Source organism: Anaerovorax odorimutans DSM 5092 (genome assembly GCF_000426305.1).
Lineage (GTDB): Bacteria > Bacillota > Clostridia > Peptostreptococcales > Anaerovoracaceae > Anaerovorax > Anaerovorax odorimutans.
This window is the reverse complement of sequence record NZ_KE384520.1, coordinates 1-20,238: the sequence shown is the minus strand read 5'-3', so window position 1 is coordinate 20,238 and position 20,238 is coordinate 1. Positions and strand designations below refer to the sequence as shown.

General features: G+C 32.0%; 11 protein-coding genes, 1 CRISPR repeat array and 1 riboswitch. Of the genes, 3 read left to right on the top strand and 8 right to left on the bottom strand.

Annotation, left to right across the window (positions count from 1 at the left end; genetic code table 11):
* Positions 1-317: 317 nt before the first annotated feature.
* Positions 318-752 carry a MarR family winged helix-turn-helix transcriptional regulator gene (locus K292_RS17480; protein ID WP_051280850.1) on the top strand — a complete coding sequence of 145 codons (435 nt, stop codon included), beginning with the start codon at positions 318-320 and terminating at the stop codon, positions 750-752.
* A gap of 37 nt (positions 753-789) precedes the next feature.
* Entirely contained in the window at positions 790-2,196 is a 1,407-nt protein-coding gene (locus K292_RS17475; protein ID WP_051280848.1) for an MATE family efflux transporter, read from the top strand.
* A 188-nt stretch (positions 2,197-2,384) separates the two neighbouring features.
* Positions 2,385-2,872: direct repeats of the CRISPR family, unit length 30 nt; unit sequence ATTTAAATACATCTTATGTTATGGTTCAAT.
* Positions 2,873-3,887: 1,015 nt separating this feature from the next.
* On the opposite strand, the gene K292_RS0114895 is transcribed toward K292_RS17475, so the two are convergent.
* Genes K292_RS0114895 through K292_RS0114885 form a run of 3 tightly spaced genes read right to left on the bottom strand, consistent with a single transcriptional unit; the run spans position 3,888 to position 8,215 of the window.
* Entirely contained in the window at positions 3,888-5,267 is a 1,380-nt protein-coding gene (locus K292_RS0114895; RefSeq protein ID WP_027400507.1) for an aldehyde dehydrogenase family protein, read from the bottom strand.
* Positions 5,268-5,312: 45 nt separating this feature from the next.
* Positions 5,313-6,815: an acetyl-CoA hydrolase/transferase family protein gene (locus K292_RS0114890; RefSeq protein ID WP_027400506.1), complete on the bottom strand. Its 1,503-nt coding sequence runs from the start codon at positions 6,813-6,815 to the stop codon at positions 5,313-5,315.
* A gap of 20 nt (positions 6,816-6,835) precedes the next feature.
* Positions 6,836-8,215 (bottom strand): aspartate-alanine antiporter-like transporter, encoded by a 1,380-nt coding sequence (locus K292_RS0114885; protein ID WP_027400505.1) that lies wholly within the window; start codon positions 8,213-8,215, stop codon positions 6,836-6,838.
* A gap of 345 nt (positions 8,216-8,560) precedes the next feature.
* Between K292_RS0114885 and K292_RS0114880 the strand changes: the two genes are divergently transcribed.
* Positions 8,561-9,445, top strand: coding sequence for a LysR family transcriptional regulator (locus K292_RS0114880; protein WP_027400504.1), 885 nt, complete (start codon positions 8,561-8,563; stop codon positions 9,443-9,445).
* Positions 9,446-9,590: 145 nt separating this feature from the next.
* Here K292_RS0114880 and K292_RS0114875 read toward each other — a convergent pair whose 3' ends face one another.
* The 5 genes from K292_RS0114875 to K292_RS0114850 all read right to left on the bottom strand — a co-directional run.
* Entirely contained in the window at positions 9,591-16,601 is a 7,011-nt protein-coding gene (locus K292_RS0114875; RefSeq protein ID WP_027400503.1) for an immunoglobulin-like domain-containing protein, read from the bottom strand.
* A gap of 240 nt (positions 16,602-16,841) precedes the next feature.
* A riboswitch (cobalamin riboswitch) is annotated at positions 16,842-17,044 on the bottom strand.
* A 527-nt stretch (positions 17,045-17,571) separates the two neighbouring features.
* The gene (locus K292_RS19205) at positions 17,572-17,895 is read right to left on the bottom strand and encodes a PIN domain-containing protein (RefSeq protein ID WP_408605253.1); all 324 of its coding nucleotides are present in this window, start codon (positions 17,893-17,895) and stop codon (positions 17,572-17,574) included.
* Between the two features lie 59 nt (positions 17,896-17,954).
* Positions 17,955-18,203 carry an AbrB/MazE/SpoVT family DNA-binding domain-containing protein gene (locus K292_RS0114860; protein ID WP_027400502.1) on the bottom strand — a complete coding sequence of 83 codons (249 nt, stop codon included), beginning with the start codon at positions 18,201-18,203 and terminating at the stop codon, positions 17,955-17,957.
* Positions 18,204-18,444: 241 nt separating this feature from the next.
* On the bottom strand, positions 18,445-19,785 hold the full coding sequence (locus tag K292_RS0114855; protein ID WP_027400501.1) for an RNA-directed DNA polymerase: 1,341 nt from the start codon (positions 19,783-19,785) through the stop codon (positions 18,445-18,447).
* Positions 19,786-19,903: 118 nt separating this feature from the next.
* Positions 19,904-20,238: IS66 family transposase (locus K292_RS0114850; RefSeq protein WP_027399110.1), on the bottom strand; the 335-nt coding region annotated here is incomplete at its 5' end.

Here is a 20,238-nt window from a genome sequence, read left to right as displayed (position 1 = left end):
TTATGTTATGGTTCAATGCCTGTAAATATGCCATTTGCTAAATTTAATAATACCACTTTTCTTTGAAATTTCAAGGTTTTATTAAAAATTTACCAACCTCAACGGTTTTTTTATCTTGAATTAAAAAAGTGTTTATACCCATTGAAATTACTTAGGTTACAATACTTTTAATATATTAGCCACTTGGTAAAATAATTAATATAGAAGTAAATATACTTTAAAAACCTCTAAGTATTTTATAGAGTGAATTGTTGACAAATCTATAAGGTAGAAGTATAATATGTAGCATGCTACATATTTGTGTAAGGAGAAAAGTTATGAATGAAAATGAAAGTGTTGGATTACTTATCAAAAAAATACATGATGCTACAGGATCTATCGTAAATACAGAAATGAAAGAGTTGGATCTGACAATGTCACAGTCGCATATGCTGTATTTTCTTTATCATAGAAAAGGTCAAAATGTATCTGTAAAAGAAGTTGAAAATTATTTTTGCATTAAGCATACTACAGCAATTGGTATTATCAATCGACTAGAAAACAAGGGTTTTGTTACAAGTTATAGTAGCTTAAATGATAAAAGAATCCGAAATATTGAAATTACAAAAGAAGGAGAGCAAAAACACGAATGGATTTTATCAAAGTTTGATAATTTGGAGCAAAAGTTTTTGAATGGATTAACACCTACCGAAGTGAATCATTTAAAAAATATGCTAACGATTATAAATACCAATCTACAAGGGCTTAAATAAAATATTTAGCAAATAAAAGGAGGCAAAATAAAATTATATGAATAATGTTGACACAAAGAATATTGAAATTTTTAGAAGTGCACCAATACCTAAAGTGGTTATGTTAAATGTCATTCCATCTATAATCAGTATGATTATGGTTCTTATATATAATCTAGCAGACACTTTTTTTATTGGACAAACTGACAATGCTTATATGGTGGCTGCCGTATCATTGGTTACGCCTGTATTCCTTCTTTTTATGGCAGTTGGTTTACTTTTCGGAATTGGCGGGACTTCGCTGATTTCCCGAAAATTAGGAGAAGGTAATATTGAAGTCGCAAAGGGAACATCTTCATTCTGCTTTTGGACTGGTATCATTATAGGTCTTTTGGGTCTTGCCATTATTCAAATTGGAATCAACCCAATATGTAATATCATCGGAGCTACTCCAGATACAATGGTATACGTAAAACAATATTTAAGAATAATTGCAATAGGAATTCCTTTTTTAATTGTCAGTAATATTTTCAGTAACATAATCAGAGCTGAAGGTAAGGCTAATTTATCTATGATGGGAATGATACTCGGAAACCTTATTAATATTATTTTAGATCCTATTATGATACTTGGATTCCAATGGAATGTAGTTGGTGCTGCTATAGCTACTATACTTGGAAACATGGCATCTACATTATTTTATGTAGGCTATTTTCTTTTAAAAAAATCTTTTTTATCAATAAACATAAAAGAGTATAAGTTGGGAAACGGCATTGCAAAAGGAGTAGTAGCTATTGGAATTCCTGCTTCACTTAATAGCATCCTTATGAGCATTTCTAACATTATTATAAACAACTTCATGACTGATTATGGAGATATGGCTATTGCAGGACTTGGAGTTGCTATGAAAGTCAATATGATTGCAGTCATGCTTCTTATTGGCACTGGTGCAGGAATTCAACCGATACTTGGATTTTGTTTTGGTTCAAGTGATAAAAAAAGATTTAATGCCGCATTAAAATTTTCATTATTATTTTCCATTATACTTAGTATGATTATGTCTTTAATATGTTATATTGGTGCCGGTCCAATGGTAAGCGCCTTTCTAACTGAACCTAACGCCCACTTATACGGTATACAATTTTCGAGGATACTTATTATATCAGGACCTATTTTAGGCATACTTTTTGTTCTGACCAATACAATTCAAGCTATGGGAGCCGCTATACCATCTCTAATTCTTTCAATCAGTCGTCAAGGGCTCATATATATACCAGTACTTATTATTTTCAGTAAGAATTTTTCCTCGGCTGCAATGCTTGTTTCTGCTCAGCCGGTAACAGATTATATTTCAACTATAATTTCGATTTTTCTATACTTAACTTCTTATCGCAAGTATTTTGTAAATAAAGAAGCGGAAACAACTAACATAGAGACATTAAGCAGCACACACCTCAGTATCTAAAAGATAAGTATTATCTTTTATTATTTAAATATTTAAATCTTATAAAACTTTTAAGAATAACATTATATAAAAATACCAACATCATTAAAGGAATAGCTGTTACCAGTTATTCCTTTTCTATCTTAAAGCATAAAATCATATGTTATAGTTCAATAAAGGTGGACTTTTGCAGATCAATGAACGTGGCGGATTAAATACATCTTATGTTATGGTTCAATAGGGACGATTATTGGTTAATACCAATGAATCCAGAATTTAAATACATCTTATGTTATGGTTCAATTAAAATTAATTCCACATTCATGCCATGTATTTAAATCATTTAAATACATCTTATGTTATGGTTCAATTTGAAACAGGTGAGGAACCATGCAAATAAAAAATACATTTAAATACATCTTATGTTATGGTTCAATAAATGGGAGGGCTGAAAAGGGTGGCAGGCGAGGGGCATTTAAATACATCTTATGTTATGGTTCAATGAACAGAAGATGGAACAGCATAGTTACCATCAGGATTTAAATACATCTTATGTTATGGTTCAATAATAAATCTGATGATGAAAAAATTTTGAAAGTATAATTTAAATACATCTTATGTTATGGTTCAATTCACCGTCAAGTTTAAATTCTTTCTTCATAAACTCATTTAAATACATCTTATGTTATGGTTCAATGCCTGCAAATATGCCATTTCTTAATTTTAATAATACCACTTTTTATTGAAATTTCAAGGTTTTCTTAAAAATTTACCAGCCTCCACGGTTTTTTAATATTAAATAAAAAAAGTGTTTATAACCATTGAAATTACTTAAGTTACACCACTTTCTATTTATTTGCCACCTGGGAAAATAAATAACTTTTAATATAAAAAGTAATTCTTTAACTCAATAGCCAATCAAGTGCATTTATTCGCTTTATGCCTTCATAATCTGCAATAGGATCTTCATCAAGAGTTAATATATACTTAGGATAATGATCTCTTATTTTCTGTAATGAATTTAACTATCTTTTCAAAGTATTTTGCGGATTATAATCCTTAAAACTTTATTTTTTATATACTTTAAGTATCTATTTTTTAATTTTGCATAAAAATTTAAATTTACAAACTTAGCATCCTTTTATATTAAAACCGTAACTTTCAAATACCTCTCTTTTAAATTTTCCTTTTTAATTTTAAGTGATAAAAATATGTTTAAATTCATCTATATAAATAATACCTTTTATAGTAACATTCTTGATATAGGGTTCCCTAATAAGATTTCAATTTCTGTAAAAAAGATGACTCCTATATAATACAGAAATCATCTTTTTAAAAGTGCATAGTCTTTTTTATATTGTCCTCTACAAGGGACTTTTTATATGCTTATTATTTAGATTTTTAATTTTTCAAATTAATATTGATGTTAATTATTTAAAAACAACTTATGTTATCGTTCAATTAATATGTTATTTAAGGAGGTTTGACTACTATTTAATTCTACTTACATTTTAGTTCAACTTTATACTTTTCTAGCTAATTATTTTTCGTCTATATTAATATTGGTATATTAAAATTATATTGCTTGTTAAAACAGCTTCCACTGTATTAAATATTTATTGTATATATCATCTATATCTCAGCACCTCCGCCCAATAGTAATGACTTAGCTAGAAGTGCTGATATTTTTTCATTCATGATAAATTTTCAAGCTATCCCCATAATTCTTCTTCTGTAGGAACATGATTATTAGGCATATAATATGCAATCCTGGATACATTCATCAAATGTTTGTAATCCAAATTTTCAGAGATACTGTTATGCCCCCATGTACCACAGCCCAAAGTATTCGTAGGCGCAAGTCCATTATAAAAGCTGCCTCCGGCACTGCTTGCACATACTTGGTTAATAACTAATCTGGATATACATAACTCTTCACCTGCATATTCAATATTTTCTTTATTATTGGAGTGAAGTGATACGCTATGACCCTTTCCTTCTCTTTCAAGATTAACTCTGGCAATTTCCACTCCATCCTTAAAGTTATCATATTTGTAAGCTGCAATTACAGGGCACATCTTTTCCTTAGCAAGCATATCAGCTTTACCTGCACCATCAGCTTCAACAACAATTACTTTTGTATATTCAGGGATTTCAATCTTTGCAAGCTTTGCAATGGCCGAAGCTTCTTGCCCAACAGCATGTCTGTTCATCTTACCATCTACAAACATAGCGTTTCTCAGTGCTTCCTTAGTTTCTGAATCTCTTACCACAAAGCAGCCATTTGCTTCAAATTCCTTCATTATATCCTCAAATTCTTCTTTTGCACATATAACGGACTGTTCTCCTGAGCAAATTATTCCATTATCAAAAGCTCTCCCCGTTATAATCTTTGGAACTGCTTCTTTATAATTTACTCCTTTATCTATAATGCACTGTACATTTCCTGCACCTACGCCTAAAGCTGGTCTTCCTGAGCTGTATGCTGCGGTTACCATGCCCATTCCGCCTGTTGCAATAACTACATCAGCTGAAGATATGAGATTTCTTGTATTTTCTCTTGAATGTTGATCTAGGATCTGAACCAGATTTTCAGGCATCCCAATTTTTGCGAGTTCCACATTCATCATTTCTACCGCCTTAGTACTGCACTCTATAGCTTTATGATGAGGTGTAATTATAATTGCATTACCGCATTTTAAAGCAAACATTGTATTACTCATAGGAGTTACTATAGGATTTGTACAAGGTGTAATAGCTGCTACCACACCTACTGGTTTAGCAATCTTTGTAATTCCAGTTATTTCATTTCTATCTATTATCCCCTTTGATTTTTTACCTTTTAAATTGTTCCATATAATCTGTGCTTTGCTTTTATTCTTTAGTACCTTATCTGCACAATTTCCCATTCCGGTTTCTTCAACTGCAAATTTGGCTAAATACTCTGCATTATCATACACCACCTTGCCTACAGCTTTTACTGCTTCATCAAACTGCTCTTGACTCATCTTTTCAAATGCAGACTGCGCCTTCTTTGCTCTTGCAATATATTCACCGATATACTTTTTACTCATTTCATCTGATTTTTCCATTTTAAATCCCTCCTAAATTTTTCGTTTATAACGACAATACTTCATCTATTTCATTGATCCCGTTTCCATAAATTGAGAATGCCAAGATAAGGCTTCCTCTAAAATATGGGGTGTCTGTAATGCTGCAGACTCGCAAGATCTTTTAAAATAATCCATTAAGGCCTCTCTATAATCTGGATGTGCACAATTTTCAATTATTTTTATGGCTCGTTCTTTTGGGCTTAATCCCCTTAAATCTGCAAAGCCCTGTTCTGTAACGAGCACCATCACTTCATGCTCCGTATGATCTACGTGAGATACCATAGGAACTATAGAAGAAATTCTTCCACCTTTTGCAGTAGAAACTGTGCTGAATATGGTAATAGAGCCATTTCTTGAAAAATCTCCAGAACCTCCGATTCCATTCATTAGTTTTGAACCCATAATATGTGTTGAATTTACGTTTCCATAAATATCTGCCTCTATTGCTGTATTTATAGAAATCACACCCAATCTTCTTACTACCTCAGGATTATTGCTGATTTCCACCGGTCTAAGAATAATTTTTTCCTTGAAAAAATCAATTTCTTCTAAAAACTTTTCTAAAGCAATGGGTGATGGGCTTAATGCTGTTGTTGAGAGCATTTTTGCCTTCCCAGCCCTTAATAAATCCAACATAGAATCTTGAACCACTTCTGTATAACAGGTCAAATCTTCATACTCTGAATCACATAATCCATATAAAACAGCGTTTGCAACACTTCCTACTCCGGATTGCAGAGGAAGCAAGGATTTTGACAATCTTCCGCTCTTTACCTCACTATCAAAAAATTTAATAATGTTTTTTGATATTTTCTTTGAATTTTCATCTTCCTCACTCAAAGGCCGAGTCCTATCCTGTAAATCTGTTATTACTATAGCAGCAATTTTATCAAACCCACACTCTATATATGTAGTTCCAATTCTGTCTGCCACATTACAAATTGGAATTGGTTTTCTATTTGGCGGATTTTCAGTCATGTATATATCTGCCATACCCTCCATCGCAAGAGGTTTTTTTAAATTTATTTCTACGATAACTTTATCAGCGCTCTTAATAAATGTCGGTGAGTTTCCTATTGCTGTAGTTGGAATCAGATTTCCATCCTCCGTTATTGCTAATGCTTCTACAATTGCTACATCTACTTTTTTTAACATACCATAATTTACATATTGAGGACATTGAGAAAGGTGCATATCTAAATATTCAATCATTCCATCATTTATTTTTTCTCTGATTGTACCATTGGTATGATATGGCAATCTTCTTCTAATCATCCCCGCTTCTGTTAAAGCTGTATCAATTTCCGGGCCTACAGAAGCACCTGTATAAAGATCAATTTTTAATTTTTCTCCATATTTACCTCTTTCGGCAAGTGCAAGAGGAACTGCTTTCGGATATCCTGAAGGTGTAAATCCGCTTACACCTATTACCATACCATCTTTAATCATCTCAGCAGCTTCACCAGCACTTCTAATTAAATTAAAGGCTTTTGGACTCCTTAATCTTAATTCTAACCCATTTTCCATATTTAAGACTCCTTATTATTTTATAGTAACGGTAATTTATTTAATATTATGGTAAATATAATCATTCCAAGCAGTGCAAACGGATATGTTGCACCATATCCTGTAGCAGGTTCATTGCTGTCTAATGCATCAATAGCCGCACCAAGACCCGGTGTTGATGTCATTCCTCCACAAATTGCTCCGGAAAGCATTACCCAATTTATTTTAAAGATATATCTCCCCACAAGAAAACCAACTAACATTGCAATAATGCCTACAACTAATGCCAGAATAGCTAGCGTAACACCAGATCCCATCAGCGCATCAAGTGCGCAATATCCATACTTTAAACCGACGATTGCAAGAAAAAATACTAATCCAATTTCTCGCAGTAGTACAAGAGATTTTTGATCCATTCTGAAAGAAATAGGACCAATTTTGCCAATATACCCAAGTAATAATCCCATTATAAGAACTCCTCCTGTAGATCCCAGACTAAAGTATCCCAAAGGTCCCAGATATATTTCTATACTTCCCAGAAGATATCCTAATATTGAGACTATAGAAAAGGAAATCATATTAAAATATGTTGTTGGAATAGTCTTAGATTCTGCCAATTGTCTAGCCTCACGCATTTCCTCTTCAAAAAGTTTCTTTTCATCCTCAACGTTCATCCTAAAAATAGACGAGAAAAAATTTACAGCAAATATTACTATGATAACTCCAAATGGATATGAAATAGCATATCCTACACCTACACCTGCTTGTGCATTAGAAATGTATGTAGATTTTTGTTCCTTTGTCAGTGTTTGCGTATTCTCAGGTGTTAATTTACCCGAAGAATCTATTATGCTAAGTATCAATTGTTTCATATCATCTGGTTGTTCTGAATAAGTATCTGCATATTCCTCTGCGTGATTTTGTGCTGTCTCTAGGGCTGCACCAAGTCCTGGTGAACTTGTCAGTGATCCAACATAAACACCTGAAACTTCGTATGGATTAGTATCAATTACTGCCATTGAAGCATATGTTATTCCTGCACCTACAAAGGTTATGACCATTGCCATCACCACAAACTTAGTGCCATATTTTTTTAATACTACTCCCATATCTTTTGCAGCTAAAAGACCTATTGCAGCTACAAAAAAAATTAGTGCTGTTTCTAGTAAATACGAATGTATAATATTATTTTGCAAAAGTTTTTGAGCTGCTTCGTATCCTGCTGTGCTCTCGCCTGATAACACAATTTTTGTTGCGATTTTATATATTAGCCAACCTATAAAAAGCCCTGTAAAAAGTGAGCCTGAAGTACCAAAATTAAATTTCCCAAATTTAATTTTTCCAAACAGCAGACCCGTAGCTATTGCTATAAACATAAGCATAAAAGGATTAAAAATAAGACTTATTACATCAAATTTCATAAGGTTTCTCCTCTGCTATTAGTCGACTATTAAATTATAAATTATTTTTTAAGGGATTTCTTTATAACTAAGCACAAATCTATTTGCTTAAAATAAAATCGTATATATTATGGCTATGCTAACAATTGCGTTAAAATAAATCCACCCCAATTCTTTAAGTACGTACTCGTTTAAGTTCCTTTATACTTATTCTAGCACATTAAATTTAGATATAAAAATCAATTAATTTAATACCATAATCACTTTTTTTAATATTTTCACAAAATTCAAACGTTCTTGCTTTTAGATATAAATACTGTTAAAGTATAGTTACAACTTCGTAAATAAAATAGAGGTGAATAATTTATGAATATAAATCATTTACGTTATTTTTTAGCAGTATGCGAATATGGAAACATTACCAAAGCTGCTGATAAAGTTCATATGTCTCAACCTTCAGTTACTGCTGCTATAAAATATTTGGAAAATAAATATGGTTTCAGACTTTTTACTCGCAGTCATAACCATGTGGTCCTTACTGAAGAAGGTAAGGAATTTTTAAATTTAACTAAGCATTTGATAAATGAATGTGATGATTTTGAAAGCAGGGCTTTGGAACTAGGGCAACAAAAAGATATTATTCTTAAAATAGGTATGCCTGCAGTTCTTGGCTCCTTTTTTTATAAAAAAATAATACCCGATTTTGAAATTAAAAATCCAGGTATACATTTAAAAATAGAAGAAGTACCTACAATTGCAGGTACAAAGCACTTGGAAGATTCTAGATTGGATCTTCTCATAGGCATTACGGACAAAACTACGTATGCTAACTGCGATTCTTCTTTAATTTTCAAGACTGAACTTCAGTTAGCTGTAAATTCAAAAAGTCCTTTAGCAAACTGCAAATCCGTCACTGAGGATATGCTTACTGATTATCCTTTTGTAATTATTTCCGAAGGATCATATCACTACAGAATCATCATGAGTAGATTTGAATGTAAACCAATAAATATAGTTCTTCATTCAAATCAGGTGTCCACAATTAAGTACATGCTTGAAAATGATTATGCAATTACTATAATCTACAAAGAAATTTTCAATGACAATCCTAAAATATGCACTATACCCCTTGAAACCCCTATAACTGCAAATGTAAATGTTTTTTGGCGTAAAGGCTCATATCGTACAACTGCTATGAAAACCTTCATTTCATATCTATGTCATATAATGTCTGATTCAAAGAAAATATAAAATTGAATTTGATTAATTTTATTTATAATAAAGATATTCTTTACATTTTTATAATAAAAAGGCTCTTTTAGGCAATGAAATTTTTATCATTTCGTTTATCTGCCTAAAAGAGACCTTAATTAAATTAGCATCTTTTATATTTTTTCTATTTATTTTCCATAAAGTTTTTTACCATCTGAGCGATTTCTGCTCTTGTTGCATTTCCTTTTGGGTCAAGTATATTATCTCCTTTTCCGTTAATAATCTTTTTATCAAATGCCCAGTTCATAGCTTCTTCAGCCCATGATGATATCTTGTCAGAATCTATCATAGTTTCTATTTTAATATCTTTAACCGATACATCAAGATTTTTAAACTTAGCATAGTTATAAAGCATTACTGCCGCCTGCTCACGTGTAATATTTCCTTTAGGTAAAAACGAATTTTCACTTACTCCCTTTACAATTTCTTTTTCTGATGCCCATACAACCGGTACTCCATACCAGTCATCTTTTTTAACATCTGCAAAATTGCTGTCTCTCTCCATTGTCTGTCTTCCTTCTGCATTATAAAGAATTGTTGCAAGCATAGCTCTTGTAGTTTTATCATTAGGCTTAAATTGTGTAGAGCTTACTCCATTCATAATGTTATTTTTTACTGCATAATTTACGGCTTCTGTATACCATGCTCCTGATGTCACATCTGTAAAGTTTGATGGTTCCTCATAGCCAATTGCATAATACGAAAAATGATTGGTAGTGAATTCAACATTTTCATTACTATATTTGGCTCCAGATATCTTTGTTAAAATACCTTCATCACTAATATAGTAAATCACTATTCCTTCTGATTTCTCATTTTCTTTAAGATTATATGGTAATGAAACAGTTACGTTTCCTGCAAATTTCGTAACTTTCTCAGTTCCTGACTGCATAGTAAAATCAAATATAGGTCTATTATTAATTTTCTCAAGCAGATTAGCTTTCTTTTCCTGCGATAAGCTTTCATTTGTCATAATTGATTTTTGTATATCTACTTTTTCAGCTGAAATCTTAAAATCACCCTTAATATTTTCTGCTATTTTTTTCAATGTTTCTTTATCTAAACTAATATCGGCCACAGGTGTACTCACAATTACTGTATCTACGTTTTTATTAAGTTCTGCTATTGATAATTTAGGTATAATTGTTTCTATTTTGTTTGCTTTTGAATCTGCTTTTACTTCAATAACAACTTTTTTTGTTACAGCTTTAGTACTTTTTTCAAAATCTTCAAGAGCATTTTTTATAGCTGTTGTAATGTCTTTATCTGATATTTTAGCACTGGCAACTCCGTTTTCATTGGTTTTTGCTTCAGCCTCAATTCTTTCCTCTACATCTGTTTTTGTATACTTATTTACAGAAGAACTCCCCCCTGCAGCTTTTACCGCTTTAGGATCCTTTGTCCAATCATCAGTATAATACCAGACAAGGCTGTCTCCGTCTTTCAATTTATAATCTTTAAGACCTTCATTTATAACTTCTCCATTAACAGAATAAAGCCATCCTGAATTTGGACCATTTGTAAATTCAGCTAGAGTAGTTCCGTTTTTATTTGTAATAGATGAGACATAATTATTTCGTGCTCCCACATATGTGAAACCTTCGCTATCCAAAACTTTTACAAAAGCATGATATACCTTGGAATCTTTTTTCAAAGTTACTTTAGTGGATGGAATCCAAGTACCCTTATCTGCTTTCAGCGTAAAGGTAATTGTTATATTAGGATTTCCACTCGGTGGTTCTTCTACAGGTTCTTCATCATCTTCTATAATTGTACCATTTGCATAAGCCGCCGTTTTAGCAGTTTTACTGAAATCATATACATTATAAGGCTTACCTGAATCCATCACTTTCATTGCAGAAATCAATCCAAGTAGTCCCTGATAAGTACTTATTTCACTATATTCCTTATTATAAACAAAACCTTTGTTATCATCTGTTTTATATAACAATAATCCATTAAGTAATGTATTTTGTTCTTTTATAAATCTTTCATCTGTTATAGGATTAATACCAAGCTGTGCCAAGGTTACCATTACCATAGCATCTGCATTGGCATTACCAAAGCTTCCATTTGTTCCCTGTTTATCTGATAGTTTTTCAATTGCTGTATCTATAGCAGCTTTTACTTCTGCTCTGTCATAATATGGTGTTAATCCCTGCATAATCATAGCAGGTGTATCGAAACCCCAATTCCAGTTTGTATCATTAGCAAGCTGCTCTATCAAATATTCAATATGATCATTTTCCTGTGCTGTGGTATTATAATTTCCCTGTCTGAAAGCATTTACTGCATATGGAGCTATAGTGGAATAAAATCCTGCTTTAGCTTCTTCAAAATTAACAGCCTTTAACTTATCTACTGCGCTAACCTTTGAGTGGTTTACTGTCCAAAGCTGTGAAGCGTCATATCCAATAGCACTTAAACCATTTATTACATTCGATTGAATGTTTGCATTTGTTAAAGCTTTTTCATTACCTTCCACTGAAAGGGCTATCATTTTATTTACAAAAGCCTGTTTAGCCTCTTTTGAAATAACATTTTTCGTATCCGGATTAATACTTTTATAAGCTTCCATTCCAACAGCATGCCAGAAATTCCCACTACTACTGCTGCCCCACCACTTTTCATCTTTAGCTGCATATACGGCCGTAATGTTATCCATTAACTCGTATGTATCTGAAATTCTTTTATCTGACTCTATTCCTGATACAATTACTTTAATATCCTTTGTCACCGTCTGCACACCCGGACAATCATGATACATTGCATCTATGAGTGTAGCAGTCAATGTAACTTTTGTATCCTTTAGCGGTCTGTTGACAATAAATCCTTTCCATGTCTGACTTATTACTGAAGGATTACTGCTTGTCCAGCTGATAGTGGCTCCCGGCTTATGATAAATCTTTTTACCGAATGTAATAACGCCATTAACCTTTTCTGCACCTTCTACAACAGTCATATCCGAAGTAACTTTGTAAAAGTCCGTATTATCTTTTTTAATAGTATCAAAAGTTAACGCATCTGCAACTTCACTTAGTAATAAATTGTGTTCATCAGCTTCTTTCTGTCCAAATGCCAATATCTTAGTTGCAAAGCGCTTTGTTGCAGTCTTCCCGTTATATGAAACTGTAAGAACTAAATCTCCAATCTGTTCAGAGGCTGCTCTTACAACTTCAGCACCGCTATCAACTTTTACGATTCCTGGATTCTCAGAAGTCCATATAACCTCAGCTTGTCGATATTCTTCTTTAAAACCCTCAATATTCTCTACATAATTCCAGTTATATGGTATGCCATTAATACTATAGGTCAGATTCATTAAATCGGCCTTGTTATCTGATTCACGTTTTTTAATATTATCAAGATTGAACAACTGAATTGCTTCATCTACTAAAACTTGTGCATCATTAGCTTCTTCCTCAGTTACTGCAGGTACTGTCAATTCAAAAGTTTTTATTCCGTATCCCTGCTCAGGCATTGGTCCTACAGGTCCCATTCCATATTTCCAGTAAGAACCCGGGTTAATTTGGGCAGTTAATATAACATGTACACTTTCCTTTCCAAATGAAGGTCTTTTTACTTTTGCTTTAAACTTTCCACTTGTAACATAACTATCGATAGCGATTACATCCGGATTACTAGAAGTCCATTCCAATTCAGAATAATAATCCTTGGTATCTTCTTTTGGCAATAACAGTTCCGATGTCACCTTATTTTCTGAGATATTGTTTCCTTTAAATACATCAAAAGTCAACCATTTAGCAACAAAAGCATCTTCCTTTGTCGGCTTTTTTGCATTTACAGTTACGTCAGGACTGTAATCTTTTGTTGCTGTTCCCAACTGAATTGTGAAAGTAACTTTTTTATTTTTAACGGTTTCATTACCATATGTAATAGTTCCATCTGTGTTAATCTGTACTTGTTCTTCTGACGGAACACATATATCAGATACCTCTGCAGTTGAATTCTCAGCCTTTACAAGCGCACGTACCATTTCAATAATATTTGCATCCTGTTTTACAGAACCATTAGAATTCCACTCTTTTGGTGTAATAGTTGCAGGTAATTCAGCTACTATAGCACCTAAGACTTCCTCTGAAGATGGTAATTTGGCTACCTTAAGTTCAATAGCTTTCATATCCGTTACTGTTCCATAAGAAATTGTTGCTGTAACAGTTACACTTTTATCTCCCATTTCAAATAGAGGCCTTTTTACTGTCCCATCTGAAGTAATTACTGATTCATCACTTGAGGCCCATGTAATCTTTGTTTTTCCACTATCACCCAATTTAATAAAATCTAAATTTCCTGTAATTGACTGACTATTTTCATTTGCACCTTTAATATCATCAAAATCAAGTACATCTTTATCTGCTTCAACAATTTCCTGCTTTTCAGCATCAGTAATTCCTTCATTAATGATTAATTTTAAATAAGGTGCTATAAGAGGCGTTGTTTCGTTACCTTTAGCTGAAATAAGGTATTCTCCCTGTTTATCAATTGCAAAACTTACTTTACCATCATTAGTTACTGCACCCTCAATATCAGTAAACATTCCGTATGGATCACAGCTAGCCAGTTGAATTCCATCCAGACCGATTGTTTCCTCAGCAATTTTATCTTCGGTAGAACAGCCAAACCACATTGCTGCATAACCTTTTAAATCAATGGAGAACATTTCATCTTTCGGTACAGTTAATTCTCTTATTTCTGTTCCGTTTTTCTGAAACCAGCTGTAATAGTCACCATATGCAGAATTTTGACAAAAAAAGTATGTTAAAACATCATTATTATTGATTACTGCATCATCTACCGTATATCCGTATGCTTCATCGGATTCATTATACACACCATCATTGGGCATTCTCCCATTCTGCATAAGCATAAATGGTGCATTTTCACCCATTACTTTTCCAAGAAATCCGCTGCTTCCTATGGATAGAATTCCTTGAATCGTTTCTACTGCCCCATCTTCTTCTGGAGATGCTATTCCCATAGCTTCCGCATGCATGGCTACAAGTGCATCAAACATGGTTGCTTCATTTTTAGCTGCATGATTCTCAATATGTGAGTTTGTATACCCATAACTTTTGGCTAAGCCTGCTGTAACCTCAATTTCTCCATACGGTACAGGGAAAAATGAATCCCTGCCATCATAAAGGCTTGCAAATACCTTTACTTTTTCAACTTCGATATCCTTGTTTGGATCTTCTCCATCGGTACCCGGAACTGTTACCACTACACTAACAGGTTGATTTGCCAATTTTTCAAAGTCTTTATTATTTGGATACTTTTCAGCATATTTTGCGTATTCAATACTTGAAAGTGAACTATCAATTGCTACTTCAGTATCATATTTTGGTTGGTACAGTAAAAGATTCTCATCCTTAATAATATCTGATCTGGAAGATCTGAATAACCTCCAAGAGCCACCGCCCATAGGATCATATCCCGGTAGGTCTGTAGGTTTTATTCCTTTCTCCTTTTCATTTTCACTGTCATATACCCATTCCAGTGCTTGTCCGTCTGATGAAAAGGAAGCCTCATGGAAAGCATGCATATTTTTTGAAATATTATCTTTACTTGTATTTTCTCCTTTTATTCCATCAAAATAAGAAGCTTTTACTTTATCCATTATTTGAATTTCTTTATCAATATCTGCCTGAGCCAAAGGCTTTACAGTTATTGTGAAATCTTTGGATACGCTTAAAGCACCCTCTTTTTGAGACATGGTGACTGTAAATTTTACACTTTTATCAGCTTCTCCCGGTAATGATCTGTAAATTACACCTCTATAGCCATTGACTATCAATACCTCCGGATCGCTGCTTTCAACAGTAAATTTGTAATCCCAATAATTAGATATTCCTGTATTGGATGGTGCTAAAAATTGAAGATCTCCTGTCACATTATCTGCATCAATAACTTTATCGGTTGCCAAATCTTTTATTTTATCTATTGTATAATTTGTATTTAGTTGATTTTGCATTTCCTGCAATGGATCAGCACTATCAGCCTTTACAGTAACATTAACCTCTTTTTTTAGCTTACTTATTTCTTCATCTTCCCAGGAATTGTTTGTAAAATTATATTCAACTGTAGCTGTAAGAGTAACATTCTTATCTTCTGTGCCTTGTTTAACAATACCTTTATAGGTATAATCTGAATCCCAAGAGTTCCCCTCTGCTTCAATATCTAAAACAGAGGAATCACTTGATTGCCAATGAATTGTTGCATATGATTTATTATCGATTTTTGCTGGCAGAGTTAAGTCAGATTTAACGTTATTTAAATCTGTATTCTCACCCTTTATTTTTTCTTCTGTTACATTATTCAGTATATATTTATTTAAATCTGCCTTTAATTTATCAATATCCCAGTTGATATTCGCCTTTTTTATAAGTTCTACTGATTTTTCCCCTTTTGACAGAGTAAATACAAGCTCAGGTTGTAAATGTTTTTTACTGGGTGAAACCTCTCCACTGTCAATGTCCTTATAAAAATATGTAATATCACCGTTTGTTGAAATTGTTTCAGGTATACTTGAAGATTTTAATGTTACTTGAATATCTTCATACCCTTTTTCTTTAATTCCCTTATCCAAAAATGATACGATATTATCATGTAAACCAAATTCAGGATCCAAAGTCCCCCATTGATAAGCACTAAGGATAGCTTCTAATGTCTGCATATCTGGTGATGTGTCAGCTGCAATTTCACCGCTTACTTGTGATGTAGCCCCTGATTTATTATCACCACTGGCTATAACACGTATTTTTTTACCTTTCATACTATTAGGAATTGTAAACGTACTTTTTGTTTCTCCTGAAATAGGAGAATAATCATATACATCTTCATATTCCAAATCATCATAGTATGAATACTCATATTGCCACTGATACGTAACATTTGTGGCAGATTGGTCATTTTCCCCTGTGGCCACTGCTGTTACTGTTTCTCCCACCTTCAATTGACCCTGTATCACTACATTTGTAACAGGTACTGCTGCCACACTTTCTTCAGCATATATATTTACTGGATCAATTCCCGGTACACAAAATCCTGTAAAACTTACAGCAAATACTAATAATAATGCTATAAATTTACTTGCTTTCTTCATTTTAAAATTCATACACACATTTTCTCCTTTTTTGTTCTTATCTATATAATCGCATGCAGCGTTATTGTATCTTAATAAGCTGAAATCTCATCTTTTTTTACTTTTAAAGTAAATTTGTCATTAATTTAACCCAAAAACACAAAAAACTGTAGTAAAAATACTACAGTCCGTCTTTTCTGCAAATAAAAAATAATCAATACCAATATGTAAAGATTCTCATATATCCATAGTATACCCGATCACCCGTCGGATACTATCTTCTTATTCTATGCAGGTCTTCTGGCTTTGCGTATCATCATTTTTTCCAACCTTCCCAAGGTAATTTCCTCAGTGGTATTTTGGAAAAACTCCACGCTTACAGCGGCGGGACCGCGCAGGTCTTTCACCTGCTTCCCTCTTAGCCATTTTATAAATATTATAATTAATAAAATGGAACATAAAATATTTTATTCAATTGTATCAAAAAAATATTAATATTCACATTAATATTTTGATTAAGGCTTTCAAATCACCTATACCTAGTATACCATAATTTTTAAATTATCCAACTGTTTAATTTCTCAAAAAGCTTTTATAAATTATAATAACCAGTTATTATAACTACTTATCAATTTTTATTGTACAGTGATACTTTTTTCTGTATCATTTGCTTAATTAAATGCATGAAATAACAATTGTTTAAAGGCCTAAAACCTTTTTCAAATCCACTAAATAAGCAGCTTGCTACTTTTTAAGTATGCACCAAGAATAACTTATCTTCTTAACAATAACGACCTATGTGAAGTTAATAATAGTCTCTATATTGATGTAATAACATTTATAAATTCAAAATTATATAAAAAAGCTACATTTCTATTGGATTATACCAACAAAAATGTAGCTTATAATTTGTGTCATTAGTACAAAATAGCTTCAGGTAAAATTCCCCCATAAAACCATTATCCCAAAAGTTTCTTCCAATTCATCTTAAATCTTATATATTTTAAAACAATCTATATTTTTCTAAAAACTCATTTGGTGTTAAAATTTCAGGTTTTTCAATTTCTAAATTTTGAAAGTCTTTATCACCTGTAATCAGTATATATACACCTTCGACAATAGCAGTATGAATAACTGGATAATCTGATTTATCCCGAATTTCTATCAATTGCTTTTTAATTGTCTTTGGTGTATATACTAACTCATAACTCATTGTCGAAAGTAAATCTTCTATGACTTGAATTTTATTCGGAAATTTTCGCTCTATTACCTTATATAATTCATCAATTACATAAGAAGATAGTACCATAGTATGATTAGAAGTAATAATTTTAAAAGCAATGCTGAAATCAAAACATTAGTATCTATCATAATTCGCATTGACTTTTATCCTTCCTTTCTTATCTGCTTAATCAAATCTACAATATCCTGCTCATCTTTTATTCCAGCTTTTTCAGCTTCTCCCTCAAAAGCCTTTTGAGCTTCTTTTAAAGCCAATAATGTTGAATTAACCATAACAACTTTATTTCCTTCTTCTAAAAAAATAACCTTATCTCCATCTTTTAGACCCAATTTTTTTCTAATCTCTATAGGTATTGTTATTTGTCCCTTTGAAGTTATTTTTGCAAGTTCCATATAAATCAATCCTTTCCTAGAATCCCTTACTTTCCTTTATTTTATTGTATGATATTATTTGAATTTAAGCAATAAATATAAAAATATAATTATTTTACATATGATAAAAAAAGCTACATTTCTATTGGATTATACCAACAAAAATGCAGCTTACAATTTGGTGAAGGTGGATCGTGGTTTTTGAAACCCACGATTCAATTAATATATTTTATTCTTTACAATGTCTATATGCCTCTATGTATTAATAGTCACTTTCATTAGCTGCTTCATGCAATTCTTCTAATAAAGCTTCCTCTTCTTTTGTTAATTCTAAACCATTATCAATTTCTCCACTATTGTTCTTTGCTTTAAAAGACTTTTGTAACTTCTCTAATATACTACCAAATTCGGCACGAGTTATATAAAGACTCTTCTTGGAAATAGGCTCTAGAATATTATATTGATAACTTCCATTATAAAAATCTATTCCTAAAGTCCTTAACTCCTTAAAAAATTGGTTTTTTCGGGCAAATAAAAATCTTTTTTCCTGACTTATATTTAGCCATTTGTTTTTATCAGCTTCATATGCTAATAACCATATATCAGACCACATAAACTCCGGATCATTCGCATCTTCATTCAAGTATTCTATAAAAATTTCATCATATAACTCTTCTAACAATTTTAAAATACTCTTTTTTTGTTTTAATTTCTTCGTCTTGATTATATCTAACATTATAATTATTGCAAGCCAGTTTTTTGACTGAATAATATTAGTAATATATCCTTTTGATATATCAATATTAAATATTTTTACTGTCCATATTGCCCATATAACCTCTTGATCATTTCGAAAAGGTAAATTATTATCAACAATTGAATAAATAGCTTTTTTTAGTAAAGAGACTCTTAAATGTTCCTCATTTACTTTAAAAATAACCACAAAAATATATGAAAGCGATGGAAATCTAACCCATAAATTAATTAATGTTGATTCTAATAACCTCCATTCATCTTTACTAAATTTCTGGTATCTAATAACTTTAAGCCCATACTTTATTATTTGAATATCTTTATTATTATTATATTCCATAATCGTTTTCTTTAAAAATATATCTGATTTTAGATGTAAAAAACCTTTCATTTGCTCCACCCATGGTTTTCCATAAGTAAAGGGACTCTTAAATACCTCAATTTTATTTTCATTTAAAGTTAATTCATACTTAGAAAGAACTTGTCTTATTACTGAAACTACTTGGTTAATCTCAAATTCATTCTTCACATATATATAATAATCATCAACATACCTTTTATAGTTTAATTTGGGGAAGGCATTTTGTATTTCTTTGTCTACTGTGCATAAAATAATTTCTGAAATTATCCTTGAAACTGCATTCCCAACAAGAATTCCATTTGTCTGTCCATAATTTAAATTTTGCATGCAGTTATCTAATATATTCCCAAATAGTGATTCCGACTTATCTTTTTTTGCCATTTTTTTAGTATGTATTGCCCATGGAATACTATGTGTATAAATACTATCAAAGAAAGATGCAATATCTAATCTTACCTCGTACATATTATCAAGATATAATTGTTCCACTATTCCTTGGCTCTCCGAAATATTATTACTTGGTTTTTTATAAGGTTCCTTACGTAAAGGGTAAGCGTCAAATAAAATAGTGTATAGAAAAAGCCGGAGAGTTGATTTACAATAATAATCACTCTTCGGCTTTCTTGCAAAAGGCTTGTACTTCCGAATTCCAAGGCAGGAAATCTTCCAGATATTCCGGCTCTTCCTCAAAACAGACTCCCGGAAGATATTTAAATATATATCTTAAATATTCATAAGGGTTCAGTCCATTGGCTTTTGCAGTCTCTACGATACTGTAGACCGCAGCACTTGCAGCTGCCCCCTGCGGACTACCTGAAAACAGCCAGTTCCGTCTTCCTACTGTAAAAGGTCTGATACTATTTTCTGCGAGGTTATTACTAATGGCAATATTCCCATCGGTAAGAAAAGTCATCAATCCTTCTTTTTGGTTCAGTGCATAAG